This window comes from Kocuria atrinae C3-8 (assembly GCF_000286355.1).
GTDB classification, from domain to species: domain Bacteria; phylum Actinomycetota; class Actinomycetes; order Actinomycetales; family Micrococcaceae; genus Kocuria; species Kocuria atrinae_A.
Map to the genome: position 1 here is coordinate 1 of NZ_AJXN01000041.1, position 21,292 is coordinate 21,292.

Annotated in this window: 13 protein-coding genes and 2 pseudogenes; 3 read left to right on the forward strand and 12 right to left on the reverse strand. The window is 60.5% G+C overall.

Annotation, left to right across the window (positions count from 1 at the left end; translation table 11 throughout):
• Positions 1-1,294: 1,294 nt before the first annotated feature.
• From YO9_RS17045 to wecB, 6 genes and pseudogenes are all read right to left on the reverse strand, one after another.
• On the reverse strand, positions 1,295-2,302 hold the full coding sequence (locus tag YO9_RS17045) for an FkbM family methyltransferase (protein WP_016996581.1): 1,008 nt from the start codon (positions 2,300-2,302) through the stop codon (positions 1,295-1,297).
• Positions 2,303-2,354: 52 nt separating this feature from the next.
• Positions 2,355-2,972 (reverse strand): hypothetical protein, encoded by a 618-nt coding sequence (locus YO9_RS0105455; RefSeq protein ID WP_016996582.1) that lies wholly within the window; start codon positions 2,970-2,972, stop codon positions 2,355-2,357.
• A 110-nt stretch (positions 2,973-3,082) separates the two neighbouring features.
• On the reverse strand, positions 3,083-5,137 hold the full coding sequence (locus YO9_RS0105460; RefSeq protein ID WP_016996583.1) for a hypothetical protein: 2,055 nt from the start codon (positions 5,135-5,137) through the stop codon (positions 3,083-3,085).
• A 44-nt stretch (positions 5,138-5,181) separates the two neighbouring features.
• Positions 5,182-7,941, reverse strand: coding sequence for a hypothetical protein (locus YO9_RS17050; RefSeq protein WP_223286153.1), 2,760 nt, complete (start codon positions 7,939-7,941; stop codon positions 5,182-5,184).
• A 151-nt stretch (positions 7,942-8,092) separates the two neighbouring features.
• Positions 8,093-9,445, reverse strand: coding sequence for a UDP-glucose dehydrogenase family protein (locus YO9_RS0105470; RefSeq protein WP_016996585.1), 1,353 nt, complete (start codon positions 9,443-9,445; stop codon positions 8,093-8,095).
• A gap of 36 nt (positions 9,446-9,481) precedes the next feature.
• Positions 9,482-10,629: pseudogene (wecB, locus tag YO9_RS0105475) on the reverse strand (non-hydrolyzing UDP-N-acetylglucosamine 2-epimerase).
• Between the two features lie 461 nt (positions 10,630-11,090).
• Between wecB and YO9_RS0105480 the strand changes: the two are divergent.
• Positions 11,091-11,732, forward strand: coding sequence for a hypothetical protein (locus tag YO9_RS0105480; RefSeq protein WP_223286155.1), 642 nt, complete (start codon positions 11,091-11,093; stop codon positions 11,730-11,732).
• Positions 11,733-11,742: 10 nt separating this feature from the next.
• On the opposite strand, the gene YO9_RS0105485 is transcribed toward YO9_RS0105480, so the two are convergent.
• The 5 genes and pseudogenes from YO9_RS0105485 to glgC form a co-directional block, all read right to left on the reverse strand.
• A complete protein-coding gene (locus YO9_RS0105485) occupies positions 11,743-13,437 on the reverse strand; it encodes an ABC1 kinase family protein (protein ID WP_016996587.1) in 1,695 nt (564 codons plus the stop codon).
• Positions 13,438-13,454: 17 nt separating this feature from the next.
• The gene (locus tag YO9_RS0105490; RefSeq protein WP_016996588.1) at positions 13,455-14,624 is read right to left on the reverse strand and encodes a hypothetical protein; all 1,170 of its coding nucleotides are present in this window, start codon (positions 14,622-14,624) and stop codon (positions 13,455-13,457) included.
• Between the two features lie 92 nt (positions 14,625-14,716).
• Positions 14,717-15,685: an ERAP1-like C-terminal domain-containing protein gene (locus YO9_RS17055; protein ID WP_223286157.1), complete on the reverse strand. Its 969-nt coding sequence runs from the start codon at positions 15,683-15,685 to the stop codon at positions 14,717-14,719.
• On the reverse strand, positions 15,625-17,325 hold the full coding sequence (gene pepN, locus YO9_RS0105495; RefSeq protein ID WP_223286156.1) for an aminopeptidase N: 1,701 nt from the start codon (positions 17,323-17,325) through the stop codon (positions 15,625-15,627). Before pepN ends, YO9_RS17055 begins: the two co-directional genes overlap by 61 nt.
• Before the next feature lie 225 nt (positions 17,326-17,550).
• A pseudogene (glgC, locus tag YO9_RS0105500) lies at positions 17,551-18,793 on the reverse strand (glucose-1-phosphate adenylyltransferase).
• Between the two features lie 236 nt (positions 18,794-19,029).
• Between glgC and glgA the strand changes: the two are divergent.
• Positions 19,030-20,223 carry a glycogen synthase gene (gene glgA / locus YO9_RS0105505; RefSeq protein WP_031272734.1) on the forward strand — a complete coding sequence of 398 codons (1,194 nt, stop codon included), beginning with the start codon at positions 19,030-19,032 and terminating at the stop codon, positions 20,221-20,223.
• Here the strand turns inward: glgA and YO9_RS0105510 are convergent.
• A complete protein-coding gene (locus YO9_RS0105510; protein WP_016996591.1) occupies positions 20,205-20,690 on the reverse strand; it encodes a MarR family winged helix-turn-helix transcriptional regulator in 486 nt (161 codons plus the stop codon). The genes glgA and YO9_RS0105510 overlap by 19 nt on opposite strands.
• Before the next feature lie 86 nt (positions 20,691-20,776).
• On the opposite strand from YO9_RS0105510, the gene YO9_RS0105515 reads away from it, so the two are divergent.
• Entirely contained in the window at positions 20,777-21,247 is a 471-nt protein-coding gene (locus tag YO9_RS0105515) for a YflT domain-containing protein (RefSeq protein WP_016996592.1), read from the forward strand.
• Positions 21,248-21,292 lie beyond the last annotated feature (45 nt).

Sequence of the window (21,292 nt, forward strand, 5' to 3'; positions counted from 1 at the left end):
CCTGAGTCGGTGGATCGAGGATTAGTCACCGGCACATGCAACAGATGATTATTCAGCCCGTCTCTGGCCACCACCATGAGTTCAGCACCGGACCAGAGTTTCTCGGGAGGGAACTGGATTTTGGTCTTGGGGGAATACCATGCAAGTTGTTCCCTAGCCGAGCCGGATTTCTGGATCACTCCGAATCGAAGACCCCCGTATCCCTCTGGCACTGCTCCGATCGCAACGTCTACGGACCCCGATGTAGGATCGCCGGTCGCGGTCCATCCCTCGCGGAAGCCCTGCACTAGCGGTCGAAGATCCAAAGGCGCACGAGAGACCACCGTGGCGTCGCAGCGTTCATCGAGTGCTATAGCCCTCCCGATGTCCAATGAGGTTCGATCGGGATCCAGGAACGCTCGTAGGTGGTCCAAAATTAGTTCGGTGGGGAGTGGAGCATGACCCTGTCCCCATTCTGCTATCTGAATAACGTGGTTTGGGCTGAGCATGTAGCTACCGGTGCCCATGGACACGAATTCGTGGGCTTTGAGGTACGGCACCGTATGTCCAGTGAGGTGCCAATCCGAGTGGTTCTGCAATAGCAGCAATCGACGAACCATACGCGGGTCGTGGTGATCGGGACTAACCACGCTGCGATGAAGGTCAGCTGCTGTACATTCCTCGGTTCTTTGAGCCAGCCAGGAAACCGGATCCAGCTCGGCGGCGTATCGCTCGGGAAATGAACGGGTAAGGTATGCGTCCACGAACGTTCGGTTATACGCCAAGATATCGGTCTGGGGATTCCACACGAAAGCGGAGGCATCAGATCTTAGACGTGAGGCATAATAAAGTGCCGCAAACCCACCGCCGGACCCTCCCACAAGCACGAGCTCACGGAGGAACACGTACGCCACTGACTCAAGCACAGCGAGAATTGTCTCCCGAGTGGCAAGGCCTTCATGGCCCGCATACCAAGCGAGCGTGACGCCCGGGTCGCGGTCCACCGCAGGATCGGACAGGCTAACGTATCCCGATGAAACTAATGGACCTACTCGACCACCCGAAAAGAACGGACCTGACTTGTCGTGTCGCGCAGGAACAGCTCCGTTGAAGAATACGGGAATGGCGCGACCGTCCTTGCCCGGTTCTCCTACAATCTGAAGATCGAGTGATTCTCCATCCCGCATGCGAACCGAATGCACGCCAGCGGCCCGTCCAGACTCTAGTACTGCCCTGAATGCATCCGCGTCATTATGCTCATAATGGAGTTCGCCCCACCGGGAGTAATCCCTGCTCGCGTGGTTGGCCATGATCATCAGTCCTGCTTGTCGGGGTTGCTTGGGTTGCCGGAAAGGGGTCGGGGCGCCGCGCTCAGGGCCGCTAGTCTCGCTTCGAGTTCTTGGACGCGGCGTTGCAAGTGCTCCACCACCTGATGAGGCTCTCCAGAGCTTGACACAGAATCCGACTGCGTGGATTTGGAAGCCACTTGAACTCGTTTCGCCAAGATGTCGATCCGGTGTTCCAATCGCGTGAAGCGCTCCAACACTTGGTCCAGGATTGACAGAATACGGGCGTCGTCACGAGCGAGGCCCCCATCCTGAATGGTATATGCTTCGCTCTCGTGGACGGCCACCAACGTGGGAGTGATGTTGTAGACACCGGTGACCTCATAACCGTGGTTTTTGAACCACCGGCGCAGCTCCTGATCCGCCTGCGGGTCCTGTGCCTCGGCCACTATTACGGGCCGTTCACGATCAATCAAGGCAGTCGCCCCATGCAGCACAGAAAGTTCCATGCCTTCGACGTCGATTTTGAGCAATCGCACCGGACGGTTGTGATGGATGTCATCGAGAGCAATCACGCGGAGGTCTCCGTTCGGGTCCCGTGTCAAACGGGTCTGTCCCGTGTTGCTCATGTCCCAGTGGGCTACTGATGCACGGTGACTATTGGCCCCCACCGCAAGGGGTTCTACGCGTACCTTCGAATCCAGGTAATTCAACTGCACATTCCTCGCAAGCACGACAGCTAGCGCGGGGACCGGTTCAAAGGCACGCACCTGACATCCGAGTACTCCGGCAAACCAAACAGTGTGGTTGCCCAGGTTGGCACCCACATCAAGAACCAGATCTCCCTCGTGGACCAGGCTGGCCAGGTGCTCAAGTAACTCGAGCTCGTAGAAAGTGCCCGAGGTGCGAATGCTCTTGAAAATGTGGTCGTTGTCGCCTGGACCCTTCAGGGTCCAGCGATGATCGTGGTAATCCACCGTGACACTCGGCAAGTCTACTTCGGGCGCCACATCGCGCCACGAGAGGGCCTGGGCCATAGTTACTCCAATGCTGTGGGACGGGTACGGTTCGAGGCGTAAGTCCTCAAAACTAGGTTTCTGCGAGGATCCGCAGTGTGTCTGTCTTTGACAACGGATTGTGGCCAGCGTCCTCATCGGAGTACTGATGGCATACCATTTGGTGGGCTATCCACGGGAACTGTTCCGCGAATTGCTGGAACTCCGGCAAATCGATCAGTCTATCGTGGTCTGAAGCCGTGTTAATCCAGTAGTCGACCCGAGGTCCCTGATTCATCGTCGATAGCAGGTTCAGGACATTGGTCCTTAACGGATACATGGTCCGCAGATCCGCAGGTAGCATCGACTTCAGTCGGCGAGCCCGAAGTTTGTTCACCGCTGGCGCGTACCAGCGAGTCCAATCGAACTGCGCATTGTTGATCATCGCGCGAGCATCGGGGTCGTGATAGATGAGTGCCAGTGCGAGAAAACCACCTGCAGACGAGCCAAAGTACGCACGTTGATCGGCCTGGTTGGATCCAAGCACATTGGCAATGGCCCTAACACCGCGGGCTGTGTCAGGTACAGACCAGTACTTTCGAGAATATTGGCCCCAAGCCAGAGACACAGCTTCGTGCCCTACAGTGGCGGGGTCACAGACATAGATCTGATGCTGATCGATCTCGCGCCACCACGTGGAGCGTTGGAACACGGGTTTTCCCTGAGAGAGGCTTTGATCTACGGCGCCGTTGCACATGATCACGGTTGAGTCGGCCCCGGATCGGCGTACGACTAGCAAGGGGATCACACAATATTTGGTGATCAGATCAACCGACGGGGGCTGTCTTCTTGAAAGTCCCGAGAAGTCAGATCTCCGAGATGATCCACGTGAATGGACAGCACGCCGCAGTCATCACTCGCGAAAACACTTCCAGGGATGTCGGTAGCGATCGTGAGTGCACCAGTGGCATCGCTCTCAGTGAATAATACGTCCATGATCCGTGCACGTGACGCGATTTCCCACGAAACTGCACCGATATGGTCACGTAGAGCCACGATGCTCACAGAGACCTCATGACTTGGCTGCACGTTTCCTAGCGTGACGTGAACTGGACGACGCCGCTCCGCCCCGTCCCAGCGAGCTACGGGTTTTCCATCCACATTCACTTGGTAGTACCAGTGACCAACAGCAGAAGCTTTGGCGTACGGAGAATCCACTGTAAAGATCAGATCGCCATTACCGGGTACTGGTCGGAGTCTTCGTGTGACAGTGGTGCCGACCATGAAATCGTCCCTAGGAATGTAGAAACGGTTGCCGTCAGGGGTCACGGATCTAGTCGATCCGCCCTCAGTAGCTACTTGGAATTCCTGAAGCAGCGCTACGCGAGTCTCAGTATCGTGTAGAGCCGCAAGCTCCGCTTGTTCATCTCGAACTTGCTCGTAGATGTTGCGAGGGTCATTCTTGCCGGGGAAATTTAAGACAGGGCAACCAGAGTTGATGAGTTCCGAGAAAAAGAAACCATCGGACCGTTCTTGGATAGAAAAGGCCAAGGTGATCTCAACCATGGCTCGCACATTCATGGGCACGCACGTCTCGAAGGCAATGTCGGTTTCGTTGAGAATCTCAGCTAGCCAGCGGCCGGAACGAACTTCCCAATAGAAGATATCCCAAAGATGGTATCCATGGAGCGGGACGTTATATTCCCAGGTATTCATTCCGCGCTCAAAATCAGTCTTCCGAGATTCTTCTGGTTCGTACCCGGAATCCTTCTTGGTCCGCATTCTGTAAAGCCGTTCTAGGCCTTCTAGATTATCGTTCCACTCATTTGTTCCCCAGTACGCTCGGCCGATTTCATAGGCATTGCCGCGCAGATGTACCACATCGTCCTCGGGAAAGGCGTTGGCGTAATGCGGAACAAGCCAATGACCATGCTTCTGGGTGGTGTTCTTCTTGAGCAGCTGGGCGATTTCCTTGCTGCGTGGCAAATTCTTCTTCCCGAAGAAAAAGTAGCGGTGTTCCACCGGGACGAGCTCTTTGATCTCCTCGACGAGTTGCTTATCGAGTGCCATGGACTTTGACCAGGTTGAGCTGCCTTTGCTTGCCACTGTATAGGTGAACATCTCGATGTCATTCACGTGGTCCATGGAGAGCGCGAGCGAGGTTCGACTATCTGCGCCACCCGTGAGTGACATGACTAATTTGGATCCAGTAGCTACCAGGTTGTGCATCTCACGATTCCACATTCCGCGGAATGCCTGGACTTTTTCGGCTGTGCTCAAGTCACTGAAGCGATTGACTTCACGCGGATAAAATCGTTGCACGGCCCAGTCAGCGACCTTCAAGAAGTGGTTCGGAAGAAGAGAGGTGATCCCAACGAAGTGCGTTCGATCCCAACCTGCTATGGCCGCTCGTCGACCCTGGTCATCAGATCGATGTACGTGCGATTGAGAATCGGTGATGAGGTGAACATGGGATGCCACCATGGATGATTCTGGCGAGAAATAGACGGACCGCATACCCGTGGCGTCATGGAACAATTTGAAACCATTGGAGTCGCCGAGCAGGATCACGTGCCGACCGCCAAGATAATCGAGGGCTTCAAGAAAATCTATCTCTCCGCGCTGGACCATCTGAGCAAGGTGCTGGGCGGGGGATACATTTACGTCTTCCAACCCTGCGTGCAGGCATAGGCCGTGAACGAGAACCCACTGATCTGTATCCGCGATCATCACCAGCTCCGGGGTATAAAGCCGGTCATGTGTGAATAACCATCCCGACGATCCAAGCGTCACAGTCGACCATTCGGCCGGAACGGTGGGGGCAGTGTTGGCTTCGTGAATGAGGAACCCCCGGGGGTAGGGGTGCAGTGCAACCACAAGGGTCCTTTCGATCAACGTGCGGGGGTAGTTGTCAAACGCGGCTAGGTACCTGATCGGGGGTCAGGTCCGCTCTCCGATAAGAGGGTAATTGTCTCTGATTTTCCCAGTGGAGCGGATCCAGCGTTCATGTCATGGTAACGCCGACACCTCATTCGTTCATGCAAGTGAGGGGATTCTCCGAGAACTCGCTCCCAATGGGGAAGGGACACATCGCGGTCGTGCTTCAGCGCTGTGTTGACCCAGTAGTCGACACTAGCCTGGGATGGTATCGCTGCAAGGCGACGAAGGACATCTACCCGTTCTGGAGCAAGAAGGTTGAGGTCTGTGAGCGGCATAGAACGTAATCGTCTGTCGCGGGTATTTTGTACGGCCGAAGAGTACCATGTGGTCCAGTCGAATTGGGCATTATTGACTATTGCATGCGCTTTCGGGTCCATAGCAAGTAATCCGAGCGCCGTGAATCCGCCAGCGGATGAACCAAAATACAAGGGCGAATCGCAAGCACCCTCGGTCAACGTGTCATTGATTGCGCGTACTGCCTGTGAGGTATCGGGAATGGACCAGTACTCGGGTGAATACTGACCCCAGGCTATGGACACTGCGTTATCGCCCACGGTTGCTGGATCGCAGACATAGATCTGATGGTGTGCTATATCGGGCCACCAAGTGGAGCGCTGGAATACGGGCTTTCCTTTAGAACTACCCAGATCAACGGGCCCATTACACAGTATTGCTGTCCGGCGTGCACCCCTCCGCCTAACCACGAGCAGAGGTATTACACAGTGAGTGGTTACGACGTCCACCCTTCGGGGAAATTCAGGAGTGAAATCGTCCTTGGTGAGTTGATCAATGCTTTCAACAGAGATCGTTAATTTTTCTGTCGTGGACTCCAAATTGCTTTCTGGAACATCCGTGGCAACAAGCGTCTCTCCATTTGTTTCATGTAATAAGAATCTCGCATTCTTAATGCGTGCCCGGGTAGCGGATTCCCAGGATGGGTTTCCCTGCCGATTTCTAAGGGCGGCAATCTGAAATTCGATCGTGGATTGGGGGGTCACGTTACTCACCGTTACGTGCACGGGATGGCCTCGTAGCGCCCCATCCCATCTGGCGCGAACCGTGCCGTCCACACTCACCTGATAAAACCAAGTGTCGCGGGCGAGTGTTTTGTAATAGTCAGCTTCTACCGCGAAAGTCAGACTTCCGTCTGATGGTGGCGAAGTAAATAACCGGCCGCTCACCGAACGTTCCAAAAAGTGGTCGCTTGGCATGTACAGATCCGAGTCACTCAAAGATACCCAATCCAGAATTTCACCGTCTAGGGCGATTGTCATGCCCGGAGCCACGGTTACTGAGGTTTCGGGTGGGAGGACATCGGTTGAACTGCCGCTGGCTTTCTTTCCAGCAGGGGAATCGCTGACCCCTATTGCGGAGAATCTGGTTTGTTCGTAAAGGTTATGAGTCGTGTTTTTACCAGGAAAATTCAGAATCGGATAGGCAGTATTAATGAGTTCAGATTGAAATAATTTTGCCTTCTTCTCTGGAATGGAGAAAGACAAAGCGAGTTCCAACATGGATCGGACGTTCGTTGGATCGAACGACGGAAAAACAATATCCGTTTCATTGTAAATTTCAGCTGCCCAACGGCCGAGGCGGATCTCCCAATAGTAAATTTCTCTACGGTGGTAGCCGTGGAGATCATTCAAATACTGCCAACGTCGTGCGCCGTTCTGGAAATGGCGCTCCCGTGACTTGTCGGGTTCATAGCCACGGTCTTGCTTAGTGGTAGCCATGTAGAGCTTTTGAAGGCTATCCAATGTGTTGTTTCTGCTGGTCATACCCCAAGGTGCCTTGTAGACGCCATAGGTGTTGCCTCGTATGTGGACAACTCCGTCCTGCGAAAAGTGCTCAAGGTAGTATGGCAGCAGCCAGGACCCATGTTTTCCCACGGTATTTTGAGCCACAAGTTCTATGGGGAATGACTTGTCCCTATCGCGGACAGGATTGGTAATGAAGAACTGATGATCTAAGGTAATGCATTTTTTGATGTCCTCCACAATGTGTTCGTCGAGTCGAACGCTGTCAGCCCATTCTGACTGGACATCATCCGCCGCACTGTATGTAAAAGTACGGATCCCACGTATGTGGTCGGACAGCAACGCGAGGTTGGTGCGGCTGTCGTGGCCGCCGGTGACTGACAAAACCGGATTGAAGTCTTTCTTCCGGAATTCGCGCCATTGTCGTTCCCAAAGGCCAATATAGGCGGCGACCCGGGCGCCCACTGACCACGATTGGTATGGATTTTCGCGGCGAGGGAACCAACGTTCTAGGTGAAAGTTAGGCAGGGAAAGCGAATGATTGGGAAGCAATGCACTGATACCAACATAAGGTGTTCTATCCCATGCCATCAGGAAACCTCGGCGGCCCTGAGCTCGTGGTCGTGCTCGATGTTCCTGCAATGAATTAAGTAGTCGCGCATGCGACCCAACGAGTTCCGCTTCAGGCGAGAAGTACACGGACCGCATCCCCGTAGCGTCCTGATACAGCGAATAGCCGTCTGCGTTGCCTAAGAGCACTACGTGCCGACCACCCAGCACGTCTAACAAGTCCAGGAACGAGGATTCATCAGTGGCAGCCGCCTCTGCGAGCCGCTGGGCCGGAGCCATGTCGCGCTCATCGTCGCCCGCATACAGGCACAGTCCATGCACCAGAACCCAACGATCGCCATCACCAACGGTAACTAATTCAGGCGTCTCCAAATGGTCATGAGCGAAGACCCACTCGGAGTCTCCAAGAGACACGGTGGACCAACCTTCCGGCAGGGTGGGGGATGAATCCCTGCGGAAGATCACAAACCCCGGGGTAGGGGTGTAGTGCGACCACGGAATGCCTTCCGTTCGGAGGGTCCAGGTTCTCCCAGTCGGGGGATGAGGGAACCTGGCTGTTAGGTAGTTACTTCTTGATCGATCGTCCAGACGCCATATACTTCCAGCCAGCGTTGATCCACTGATCCGGATCCAACACGTTACGGCCGTCCACGATGGTGCGTTCCCGGACGAAGGGTTCCAGCTGTTCGGGGGTCAGCTCGCGGAACTCCTTCCACTCGGTCAGCAATAGCACGATCTCGGCGCGGGCCACGGCCTGTTCGATCCGGTCCACGTAGTCCAAGCGAGGGTAGCGCTTGGCGGCGTTGGCGTTCGCTTTCGGGTCGTAGACGTGAACCTCGGCGCCCATGGAGTGCAGACGAGCGGCGATGTCCAGCGCGGGGGAGTCGCGGACGTCGTCGGATTCGGGCTTGAACGCGGTGCCGAGCACGGCAATGTCGCGGTCGTGAACCGAGCCGCCGAGCTGCTGGACGGCCAACTGCACGGTGTGCTCGCGGCGTCGCAGGTTGATGTCGTCCACCTCGGCCAGGAACCGCACCGACTGGTCCACACCAAGTTCGGCGGCGCGGGCACGCAGTGCGCGGATGTCCTTGGGGAGGCAACCGCCACCGAAACCTACGCCGGCGTTGAGGAACTTCCGCCCGATGCGCTCGTCCATCCCAATAGCGTCGGCCAGAGTGCGGATATCGCCACCTACGGTCTCGGTGATTTCGGAGAGGGCGTTGATGAAACTGATCTTGGTCGCCAGGAAGCTGTTGGCAGCGACCTTGACCAGTTCAGCGGTCTGATAGTCGGTGACGATCAGGGGGATGTCTGCAGCCAGCTGCGAGGCGTAGACCTCGCGCAGCACCTTTTCCGCGGCGAGCGCTTCCTCGGTGAACTGGCCGTCGGCATCCGTCTCCAGTCCCAGCACCATGCGGTCAGGGGTCAGCGTGTCGTCCACGGCGTGGCCCTCGCGCAGGAACTCGGGGTTCCAGACCAGGGTGACCCGAACGCCGTCGGCGGCTTTTTCTCGAGCGAGCTCCTGCAGGCGAGCGGCCGAACCGACCGGAACGGTGGACTTGCCCACGATGATGCAGTCGCGATCAGCCGCGCTGGCGATCGCCTTGACCGCAGCGTCCACATAACGCATATCCGCCGCGTGGCTCTCGGCCTTCTGCGGGGTGCCCACGCCAATGAAGTGAACGTCACCGAACGGGACGGCCTCCTCATAGGACGTGGTGAACCGCAGTTTGCCCGTGCCAATGTGCTTGGTCAGCAACTCCGGGAGGCCGGGCTCATGAAACGGAACTTCACCGGATGCCAGGGCATCGATCTTGGCCTGATCCACGTCCAGGCCGATTACCTCGTGGCCCAGCTCCGCCATGGAGACAGCGTGGGTTGCACCCAGGTAGCCCGTACCAATGACCGTCAGTTTCATGTGTGTCCTCTTCCCCCAGAGTTACGGATGGACTAATTAGACCTGCGAATCGAAATCCGGAATACGCTCGCCAACACCGAACATCTGGCGATCGCGGCGACCGTGCGGGCGCCGGCCTTGCCGTCACCGTAGGGGTTCACGGCGTTGGCCATGGCCTCGTAGATGGCCTGGTTGTTGAGCAGGCTGTCCACTTCCTCCACGATGCGCTCTTCGTCGGTACCGATCAGCTTGACGGTGCCGGCCGTCACAGCTTCCGGGCGCTCGGTGTTCTCGCGCATCACCAGCACGGGCTTGCCCAAAGAGGGGGCTTCCTCCTGGACTCCACCGGAATCGGTGAGCACCAGGTGTGCCACGGACAGCATGCGGGTGAACTCGCCGTAGGCCAGCGGCTCGGTGACCACCACGTTGGGCAAGTTCTCGATGGCGGGCAGTACGGCTTCACGCACGGCCGGATTGCGGTGGACGGGCAACACGATGGTCAGGTCCGGCTCAGCAGCCGCAATACGAGCTAGGGCGCGTCCGACGCCGCGCATGGCCTCACCCTGATTCTCACGGCGGTGGGTGGTCACCAACAGCACACGCTTGCCGGACTGAGCGATCTCCTCGAGCTGCGGATCGGAGAAGGGCAACTGCTTCTCCACGGTGTGCAGCAGGGCATCGATCACCGTGTTACCGGAAACCACGATGTCTTCGGGAGTGATGGCCTCGCGCAGCAGGTTGTCCCGAGACGTGGAGGTGGGTGCCAGGTGCAGGGACGCGATCTGGGAGGTGAGCTTGCGGTTGGCTTCCTCCGGGAAAGGAGAGAACAGATCGAAGGAACGCAGGCCGGCCTCCGCGTGGATCACGGGAATGCCGCGGTAGAAGGCGGCAATGGCACCGGCGGTGGAGGTAGTGGTGTCACCCTGGACCACCACGGCATCCGGGGCGTTCTCGGCAAAGATCTTGTCCAGGCCGTCCACGGTGCGGGTCAGCACGCCATTGAGGGTCTGACGGGGCTGGATGATGTTGAGATCGTGATCGGGGGTGATCTCAAAAATTTCGTTGACCTGATCCAGCATTTCTCGGTGCTGGCCGGTCACGGTCACCACGCAGTTGAACAGGGGGCTTTCCTGAAGCGCTTTCACAATGGGAGCCATCTTGATGGCTTCAGGACGAGTGCCGTAGATCGGCATGATCGTGTGCATGAATATTCCTCTTCCAGGTGCAAACGCGATCACGGCGATGCGCTGGGGGAATGGCCCTAGGGGGTGGGCCACAGCTGCACCGCTGTAAGGGACGCGACATTCGCTGTCAGTCTAGGACACATTGCCCACGGATACCCGTAGCTAAACGGCTTTATCCCCCATAACCTGGGACGATACTGGAAGGTAACCGTGCCTAGAAATCCATTTTGTGGCCTAGGATGTGTACGTCGGTGCGATTAAGGAGCACGATGAACCGCCCCCTCGGCCGGGTTCGTCCCCAGTAGGAGTCGCCGACATCAGCGAGAGAATTGAGCAGGGGAGTGTCCATGGCAGCTGCGCGCAGCTCATCGGATGAAGACAACGCAGCACCACACGCGACCCGCCGGAATGCCGGTGTCGCCACCCGAACCATCACCAGATCGTCAACGCTGATCACGTGTTACAACTCTCAGGCACAACAGTTGAGCATTCCCAACGCCGCCCTGGGTGAAGCGTTCACGGGATTACAAAAACTGACCCATGAAATCGTGAGGCTCAACTCCGAGCGCCTGGACCCGGATGCCATGGAAGTCACCCTGATGAGGGTAGGGCCGTCAGCCTTCGACCTACAGACCAACATCAAGGTAGCCAACTCAGGATTTCTCAGCGTGCTGGTGCCGCCACGTACAAAGAGTGCCACACGCGCGGTGTTGGACCGCGCTACCACGTTGTTCGGGGCCGTGGGGGAAGCTGGCATGTTGCTGGCCGCTCACCCCGGGTGCGAACTGCGGTTTGTGGAGACCTCGCACGGAGCGGATGTCGAGATCCTGGTGAACCAGCTACCGCGCTTGATTCTTCCGGCGCCGATGCTCGAGACCGTGCGGGCCTCGTCGATCCAAGAGGCCCTGCGAATGACACTGGTCCCGCTGCTGGACCCGGAATTCTCCTACGTGACCATCCGTGGCGAACTTCAGGGCGTGAAGGGCCTGGCCAATCAGGTGATGGAAAGCAATGAACACCTACGGGCGTTCGTTCACGGGGCTCAGCTCAAACCCAAGTCCTTTGAACCCACCCAGGTGATCCCCAGCCCAGCCCAGCAACAGTGGGACCGGGACCGCAACTAGTCGCCCGGTGCTACGAGAGACCCCTGCGGCGTTTACCCCGTAAGGTGCGCACCAGTTTGCGGGCACGGTCAACGTTGGAGGAGACCGCCAAGTACCCGCTCAGCACACCCACCGTGGACATTCCTCCCACGATAATGGGTGTGTGATATTTCTTCCATCGCCCCGGATCCGACGCGACAATGTGAGCGGTGCCGTTGATCGATGCGGCAATGATGCCGCCGGCCACCACCTGGTGACCGATCTTGGCGCCACTCTTCATCACCGGCTCCAGTTCTTCGGTGCGCAGGTGAACGTCAAAGCCACCGCGTTCGAGCACCACGATGAGCCGGCGAACATACTCGGGGATGTCCACGCTCATCTGCATGGCGTCCTCCACCGAGCTGCGCAACCGCGCCATCAATGCGTCCGGTGACAATCGGTGCAGGATGAAGCGCTCCGCATAGGGCTGCAGCACGGACACGAGGTCGAAGTGCGGGTCCAGGCCGGTACCCATGGATTCAGCGGTGACCAGCATGCGCAGCAGCAGCGCGGACTGCCGGGGCAGTTGCAGCTTGTGATAGCGCAGCACGTGCACCAGGTCGCCCATGAGCTCACCCACGCGCACCTCTTCGAGGGGCTTGTTGGCGTAGCGGCGCATCATCACGGCCACGTCCCGCTCGAGGTCTCGTTTGGAGACGTCGTGCTCACCCGTGGCGGTGAGTCCCAGCAGGCCGGTGGTGGCGCGGCGCGGGTTGCTCTGCACCACGCCGAGCATCAGCGTGATTAGGTGATCGCGGAATTCCTCACTGAGGTGGCCCACCATGCCGAAGTCGATGATGGCGATCCGGCCGTCCTGTTCCACGAACAGGTTGCCCGGGTGGGGGTCGGCGTGGAAGAAACCGTCCTCGAAGACCATCTTGCAAATGGCGTCCGTGGCTTCCCGGGCTAGCAAGTGGCGGTCCACGCCGGCCGCCTCCAGCGCGGGGTAGTTGTTGATCTTCACACCCACCATGCGTTCCATGGTGAGCACGCGGGAGGAGGTGGCCTCCCAGAAGATCTCCGGGATGTGGATGCGGGGGTGGCCCGTGAAGTTCTCGGCCATCCGTTGGGCGTTGCGGGCTTCCTGCAGGTAGTCCAGTTCACCGCGCAGGGAGTCGTTGAACTCGTTGACCAAGCCTTCCAGGTCGTAGTCGCGAGCGGCCGGCCAATAGCGCGAAGCCAATTTGGCCAGGTCGCTCATGATCTCCAGGTCTCGGTTGACCTCGTCCATCACGCCGGGGCGGCGGACCTTCACGATCACGTCGCGCCCCTTGTAGGTGGCGATGTGCGCCTGCCCGATGGATCCGGTGGCCACGGGGGTGGGGTCGATGTGCGCCAGAATCTCCTCGGCCTGCGAATCGGGTTCGGCCTCGATCAACGCGGCGATCTGGTCCACGGGTACGGGCGGCGTGTTGTCCTGGAGCTTATGCAGTTCATCCGCGTAACCGGGCGGCAGGAGATCGGGACGAGTGGAGACCAACTGACCCAGCTTGATGAACGTGGGCCCCAGCTCTTCGAGCGCCATGCGCAGGTGCTCCGGTTGGGTGTGGAAGGTCTGCGTCTTGAGCAGTCGTGCGCGCGCCAACGGCGCCCGCCATTCGGGCTTGATGCCGCCCACTGCAAAACCGAAACCGTGTCTGGAGAGGACCTCGATGATCTGGATGAAGCGTTCGCGGCGAGAAATCATAGGGGTCTAAGTCTGCCTTACAACGTGCGTTGAAGATAAAAGGCCATGAAACCGGTGGCCACGGCCACAATCGCGACCAGCATAGTGGCCAGCGGCTCGATGCCGATCAGGACCACCGCTGCCACAATCAGAAGTGCGGTCAGCACTGCCAGGATCAACACGGTTGCCTTGGCGACCTTGGGGGACGAACCGCGGCGTTCGCCGGCGGGTCGATCGCCGATGGCCAACGGGTCATCAGCGGCACGCGAGCTGCCACCGGAAGGACGCGAAGCAGCGGCGTCGGCGGGACCATTGGGGTGGGCCGCGCTGTAACCTTTGCGCCACTTCTTGGAATTGCGGCCGCGGTCGGTCTCGACCGGGATGTAGGCCGGGGGCAGGTCGTAGCTTTCGGCCTCCGCGACGAGCTCGGGGACGTCGTTGGGCAGTTCCTCGTACCAGGCATCCGGAACCTCGGAGGCGCGGGCGGCCTGCAGTGTCATGGAGACCTCGAACGAGGAGCCGCGAATGGTGCCCCACGCGGCCGTGAGCAGATTGTGATCGAACGCGTGATTGATGATGGGGATGAACTGCTGCGACATCTGCGTGGACAGCCGGCCCACCTGCTTGCGTTCGTAGAGCACGTCCACGGTGTCCACGGTGACGCCGTGGGAGTTGCGGACCTTATTGGCCTCCAACGTGACGATCACGCGACCCTCGCCGCTGGCGGGCACGATCGAGTGCAGGTACTCGGCGAAATCCTGCTCGTCCAGCACCTTGATCGAGGAGCCCTGGGGCAACACGGCGGCCTGGATGGGCGCGGGGTTGATGGGAAACAGCAGATCCGGGGGAGCAATGGAGATGACCGCGGTCGCGTCCACTTCCGCCAGACCGTCATTGCGTTCCAGCCGCGCGTCCAGTTTGAGCGGCACCACCGGCGTGTAACCGGAGGCCACGACACGCGCGATGGGATCCCAGTAGCGGTGGGCGTCCTGCGTGGGCAGGTGGGCCACCTTGTTCTCACCGATGCGCACGGAAATAGTGCGCGGATCGAACGGGTGGTCCGGTTCAGGTACCAGCGCGGCCAGTCCCGTCCACGTCTGCGAACGACCAACCGACAAACCTCCGAACACTCGCATGATTTCGGTGTCGTAGAAGTTCTCGGTGACAACGTCCAAGGACCCTCGGTCGTTGAGCGCGTAATCGGTCATGGTCTCCCTCGCTGTAGCGGCAGCGCGTTGCGCTTCCAGCTTCTCACGAAATGCTCTCGATCCATGGGCAACACTTGGGTGCCTTTGGATCCCTATCGTTTCTGGTGAGCCAACACTCCGGCCTGCAGTTTCAGTGCCCGGCGCGCGTCATCCAGTAGTTCCGTCATGATACGTCGCAGCGCCCCGGGCGCCGTCCCGTTGCTGTTCAGCCAGTTCTGCGTGGCCAGCACCGTGGGGTTTTCCTCCGCCGACGACGCCGCTTCCGCATCCAACGCGCGCGGGTACAGTCCCCGGATCATCCGGGTGGCGATCTCCATGGAATGTTCGTCCCACCAGGTGCGAATGCTGTCGAAGTAGGTGTCCTCATATGTGGTGAGGAGCGCGGGCGCGGCGAGCTGGAAGCCGGAGATCGTGGCCGAGAGTTCGTCGTTGGACAGCCGACCCAGGGTGATGGCCTTCCATGCTTCCGCCTTGGCTTCTTCGGCGGGCATCGCGGCGACGGCGCGCACGTAGCCCAGGCGTCCCTCGCGGGATGTGTCCGCGTGGTGAGCTTGATCGAGCTGCGAGCGCGTGGCGTGGGCCGTGGCAGTCTGGGCGGTCCACAGGGCCCAGGTGAGCTGGGAGCCCAGGTCCAAGCCGGGCAGTTTCTTGCTGCCGCTGAGCAGTTCCTCAATGGTTCGGGAGTGTGCGCCGTCCTTGGTGGCCAAGCGGGCGAAAGCTCGGGTGAGGGTCAGCTGGGCATCCGAACCCGCTTCGGCGTTGAGCATGCCGGTGTGAAGGGCGTCCAGGAGCTCGCCGCGCAGGGGAGTGCGCAGGCGGGGTGGCGTGAAACTTTCCAGGGCTTCAAGTGCGCGATCCACGATGGTCGTGAGGATGCTGCTGTGTTGCTCGGTGATGCCGTGCTGGGCGACCAGGCGCACGTAGTCACGGGGATCCAGGGAGCCGTCGCGGACGGCGGCCCACAACTGGGAGTGAGCCAGCGCCCGGGCGAGGGGCTCGCTCAGGAGGTGGGCGGCGTCGGCGAGCGCGCTGAGGCCTCGGCGCCGGGGGAGGCCAGGCAGTAGGTGAGGTCGCGGTCGTTGACCAGGACCACGGGGGAAGTATCGCCCAGGAGCTCGGCCAGGTCGGTGGTCGGCTCGTCCGGATCCACGCGTACCTCGGTGCTGCGCTGCAGGAGCAGCTGTCCGGAGTTGTCGGGGGCATAGGTGCTCACGGCCACCACGTGCGGGCGGGGCGCGTCCGAGGTCTGGGTGAGCGCGGCGGCGGAGATCGCGCCGTCGGGCTCGCGTTCGACGCCGGCCTCCAGGTGGGGGACGCCCGTGGTGAGTAACCACGCATCGGCCCAGGAGCGCACGTCGGCCTCGCAAGCCTCGTCCAGAACCGTGAGGAAGTCGTTGAGGTCGGTGTTGCCGAACGCGTAGCGGCGGAAGTAGGCGCGGCACGCGTCGATGAAGGCTTCCTCACCCACGAACGCGACCAGCTGCTTGAGGACCGAGGCGCCCTTGGCGTAGGTGATGCCGTCGAAGTTCTGGCGGGCGGCCTCCAGGTCCACGATGTCCGCGACGATCGGGTGCGTGGTGGGCAACTGGTCCTGGCGATAGGCCCATTCCTTGCGGCCGAGCGCGAAGGCGACCCAGGCGTCGTCGTACTCGGTGGCCCGCACGGACGCGTACGCGCCCATGAACTCGGCGAAGGACTCCTTCAGCCACAGGTCATCCCACCACTTCATGGTGACCAGGTCCCCGAACCACATGTGGCACATCTCGTGCAGCATGGTGTTCGCGCGGCCGGCCAACTGCGTGCGCGTGGCCCCGGACGGGAACAGGTAGTCCTCGGTGAGAGTGACCAGGCCGGGGTTCTCCATCGCGCCCAGGTTGTACTCCGGTACGAACGCCTGCTCGTACTTGCCGAACGGGTAGTCGAAGGCGAACAACTCGGTGAAGAAATCCAAACCCTGCTTGGTCACGGCGAACAGTTCGTCCGAATCCAGGTGCTCGGCGAGCGCGCGCCGACAGTACAGCGCGAGGGGAACCGTCTGGGTCTCGCCCTGGACGTCCGCGCCCTGCCATTCGTCGGTGACCTTGGTGTAGGGGCCGGCCAGGATGGTGGTGATGTAAGTGGAGATGCGCTCGGTGGGCGCGAACTCATGGGCGATGGCGCCGGGAACGTCGCTGGTGCCGGCGGCTTCTGATCCGAGGTGTTCCCCGTTGGAACCGGCGATCCACTCCGGGGGAGTGATGACCGTGAACGTGAACGACGCCTTGAGGTCCGGCTGCTCGAAGACCGGGAACACGCGGCGGCAGTCGGCCGGTTCGTACTGGGTGTAGGTGTAGACGTTGCCGTCCTGGGGGTCCACGTAGCGGTGCATGCCCTCGCCGGAGCGAGAGTAGAGCGCGCGGCCCACCACGGTGAGTTCGTTGGCGCCCTCCAGCTCGGGCAGGCGGATGCGGGAGCCTTCCACGACGTCGTCGACGTCCAGTTCGTCGCCGTTGAGCTCGACCAGGGAGATGGAATCGTGGATGAAATCGATGAACGTTTCCGCGCCGTCTTCTGCGGTGAAGCGGACCGTGGCCTGGGAGCCGAACGTCATTTGATCGGGGTCCAATGCCCCGGACAGATCCACGGTGACGTCGTAACTGTCAACCCTGATCTGTTCCGCACGGGTCGTAGCTTCGGCTCGGGTCAGGGAACTTTGCACCATATTCATCATTCTAGGCCGCCCAACCTGGGCGGGGGCCAGTAGCTGGGGTGACGTGTGTAGTGGTGAGGGTGCGGTTGGGGTGCTGCTGGAGTGCTGCTAGGTGCGGTGGTGAGCGCGCTGGTTGGTGCGCTGGTGGCGCCGTCGGTAGGTGCGTTGATCATGCCCGTGAAAGCAAAGTGCCCGGGCCGTTTCCGACCCGGGCACTTATTCACGCTTGGCTGACACTCAGTCCTCGAACTTGAAGTTCTTGGGTGCGACCGTCAGACCGGAATCGGTGACCGTGAACCCGCGGGCCAGGTCTTCTTCCTTGTTGATACCGATGGTGGCTCCCGGGGGGATCACCATGTTCTTGTCGATGATGGCGCGGTGCACCTGAGCGCCGGCGCCCACGCGAACGTTCTGCATGATCACGGACTCGGACACCCGGGCGCGTGTTCCACGACCACCTTGGGGGAGAGCACCGAGGACTCCACGCGGCCACCGGTGATCAGCACACCGGGGGAAACGATCGAATCCAGGGCGACACCCGGCTGACCGCTGGGACCGCGCACGGTCTTGGCCGGCGGGGCCATGATCTGGTGGGTGTAGAGCGGCCACGAGTAGTTGTACAGGTTGAACACCGGCAGCGGCCGGATCAGGTCCATGTGGGAGTCGTAGTAGGAATCCAACGTACCCACGTCGCGCCAGTACTGGCGGTCACGGTCGGTGGAGCCGGGCACGTTGTTGTTGGTGAAGTCGTAAACCGCTGCCTCTCCGCGATCGGAGAAGTACGGCATGATGTCACCGCCCATATCGTGCTTGGTGCCCTCTTGCTGTTCGTCGTAGCGCAGGGCTTCCACCAGGCGTCGCGGTCGAAGACGTAGTTGCCCATGGACGCCAGGAACGAGTTGGGGTCATCGGGCAGCGGGGTGGTGGACTCGGGCTTCTCCACGAACCGGCTGATCTTGGTGACGTCGTTGGGATCGGTCTCGATCACGCCGAAGGACGTCACCATGTCCATGTTCTGACGCACACCGGCCACGGTCGCCTTGGCACCGGAGTTGATGTGGAAGTCGACCATGTCCGCAAAGTCCATGCGGTACACGTGGTCAGCACCCACCACAACCACGATGTCCGGATCCGCGTCATCAATGAGGTTCATGGACTGGAAGATGGCGTTGGCCGAACCCAGGAACCAGTCCTTACCGCGGCGCTGCTGCGCGGGAACCGAGGCCACATAGTTGCCCAACTGCGTGGACAGGCGCCAGGTCTCCGAGAGGTGACGGTCCAACGAGTGGGACTTGTACTGGGTGAGCACCACGATCTGCAGGTACCCCGAGTTGACCAGATTGGACAGCGCGAAGTCGATCAAACGGTAACCGCCGCCGAAGGGAACCGCAGGCTTGGCCCGGTCCTCCGTCAACGGCATCAGACGTTTGCCCTCACCGCCGGCCAAGACAATGGCCAAAACCTTCTTCTTGCGTGACATATGTAGCTCTCACTTCCCGTTCGAGTCATAGCCGGAGCACCGAAATGCACAATCTCCAGCGACTGGCCTTCACCGCTATTGTGTCCCAATTTGTGGCACGCGCCATCGTGTCGCCGCAAACATTGCATAAGTTTCCTTACGAGTACGGCTTGAGTACGACGCCGCTGCCCGTCACCTTTCCGTGGCGCTCGCCGTAACCCTGGGGCGGGCCCGTGCATGTGGTCTAGGCTCACAGTGTGCGAGTAGACATTTTGAGCAAAGAGTTCCCGCCCGAGATCTACGGGGGAGCGGGGGTGCACGTGGCCGAGCTCTCCCGAGTCCTCGCGCCACTGGTGAACCTGAACGTGCGGTGCTTCGGCGCCCCGCGTGATCCCGACTTCCACGGTGCCAAGGTCAAGGCCTATCCGGTGCCGGAGGAACTGTCCTCCGCCAACGCCGCGATCCAGACCCTGGGCGTGGACCTGAACATGGTCGGTGACGTCTCCGGTGCGGACCTGGTGCACTCCCACACCTGGTACGCCAACATGGGCGGCCACCTGTCCTCCCTGATGTACGACATTCCCCACGTGCTCTCGGCTCATTCCCTGGAGCCGTTGCGCCCGTGGAAGTCCGAGCAGCTCGGTGGTGGCTACCGCGTGTCCTCCTTCGCGGAGAAGACCGCCTACGAGGCCGCCGCCGCGATCATCGCCGTCTCCGACGGTATGCGCGACGACATCCTGCGTTCTTACCCCAACGTCGACCCGGCCCGCGTGCGCACCGTGCACAACGGCATTGATGTCTCCCAGTGGGATCACGACCCGAACACCGACGTCCTCGAGGAATACGGGATCGACCCCGAGCGCCCCTCCGTGGTATTCGTCGGCCGCGTGACCCGCCAGAAGGGTGTGCCCTACCTCTTGCGCGCCGCACTCCAGTTGCCGCCCGAGGTGCAGCTCGTGCTGTGCGCCGGCGCAGCCGACACCCCCGCGCTCGCCGCCGAGGTCAACGGGCTCATCGACGAGCTCAAGGCCAAGCGCACTGGCGTGGTCCTCATCGAGAAGATGCTGCCGCGCCGCGAGGTCATCCAGATTCTGTCCCACGCCACCGCATTTGCATGCCCGTCCGTGTACGAGCCCCTGGGCATCGTGAACCTTGAGGCCATGGCCTGCGGCTCCGCCGTGGTGGCGTCTGCAACAGGCGGCATCCCCGAGGTCGTCGTGGACGGTGAGACCGGGCGACTCGTTCCCATCGAACAGGTCACCGACGGCACCGGCACCCCGCTGGACCCGCAGAAGTTCGTTGACGACTTCGCCGCCGCACTGATCGACGTGACCAGCGACCCGGAACGCGCCCGCCAAATGGGCATCGCCGGACGCCAGCGCGCCCAGGACCACTTCGCGTGGGAGACCATTGCCGAGCGGACCCTGGAGGTCTACCGCTCCGTGCTGTGATCCTCGGACTTGGTGGAGAGATGCTTCACCAGACTGTCCACCAGGTGGGTGAGTGACTCGGTCAGCTGACGACGCTCCGCATCACTCCAGTCGGCCAACATACTGTCGAAAGCCGTGCAGGCAGCTGCGCGGCTTTCTTCGTGCAATGTTCGCCCAGCTTCCGTCACGGACACCACAATGGCGCGGCGGTCCTGCGGGTCCGGTGCACGCTGCACCAGGCCCAGTTTCTCGAGCTTGCCCACTTGCGTGGTCATGGTCGATCGATCCACGGACTGCCACGTGGCCAGCTCGGACATACGTGCCGGACCGAACTCGCTGAGCCGGTCCACGAGCCACATGTCCGTGGGGGAGAGCTTCACGCCCTGCCCGGCCAAGTCCCGCCGCATCCGAGCCCGCGATGTGAGTCTGCCCAAGTCCGACATCATCTGGGCCATCACGGTGACTGTGTCCGGTGTCTCAGCGCTCATGTCATCACCCTGCTTGTTACCGCGGAAAGTAGTTGGTAGGGTCAAACTATAACAGTTTGAAGTATCCAATAATTGCAGGAGGAAGCATGTCTGAGCCCGTTCAGGCCCCGCAAATCAGCACCGACGTGAAGTACGAGACGATTGCCCGCTTCCCCGACTACGTCGAGGCACAGGCACTCGTCGACCAGCTCTCCGACAAAGAATTCGACGTCTCCACCGTCAAGATCGTCGGCGAAGGCCTGCGTTCCGAGGAGTTCGTCACCGGCCGCATGACCAAGGGGCGTGCAGCCCTGGCCGGCTTGGGCTCCGGCGCATGGTTCGGCCTGTTCATCGGCATCCTCTTCGGCCTGTTCGCACCCGGTTTCGGCCTGCTGTCGATCATCCTGTGGTCCGTGGTCATCGGCGCCATCTGGGGTGCGATCTTCGGTTTCGTGGCCCACCTGGCCACCGGCGGCAAGCGCGACTTCAAGTCCCTCAAGACCATGGCCGCCGACACGTACCTGGTTCAGGTTCAGGCCTCCCGCGCCAACGAAGCTATGAGCGTGCTCGGCCGCTAAGCTTCCATTTCCACGCGTAGACATAACGACGCCGGGTGGTCACCT

Excerpts from the sequence above, each read along its gene's own strand:
- YO9_RS17045 (WP_016996581.1), bottom strand. The coding sequence starts at position 2,302 with ATGGCCCAGGCCCTCTCGTGGCGCGATGTGGCGCCCGAAGTAGACTTG.
- YO9_RS0105470 (WP_016996585.1), bottom strand. The coding sequence starts at position 9,445 with ATGAAACTGACGGTCATTGGTACGGGCTACCTGGGTGCAACCCACGCT.
- YO9_RS0105485 (WP_016996587.1), bottom strand. The coding sequence starts at position 13,437 with ATGATTTCTCGCCGCGAACGCTTCATCCAGATCATCGAGGTCCTCTCC.
- YO9_RS0105490 (WP_016996588.1), bottom strand. The coding sequence starts at position 14,624 with ATGACCGATTACGCGCTCAACGACCGAGGGTCCTTGGACGTTGTCACC.
- pepN (WP_223286156.1), bottom strand. The coding sequence starts at position 17,325 with ATGGTGCAAAGTTCCCTGACCCGAGCCGAAGCTACGACCCGTGCGGAA.
- YO9_RS0105510 (WP_016996591.1), bottom strand. The coding sequence starts at position 20,690 with ATGAGCGCTGAGACACCGGACACAGTCACCGTGATGGCCCAGATGATG.
- YO9_RS0105515 (WP_016996592.1), top strand. The coding sequence starts at position 20,777 with ATGTCTGAGCCCGTTCAGGCCCCGCAAATCAGCACCGACGTGAAGTAC.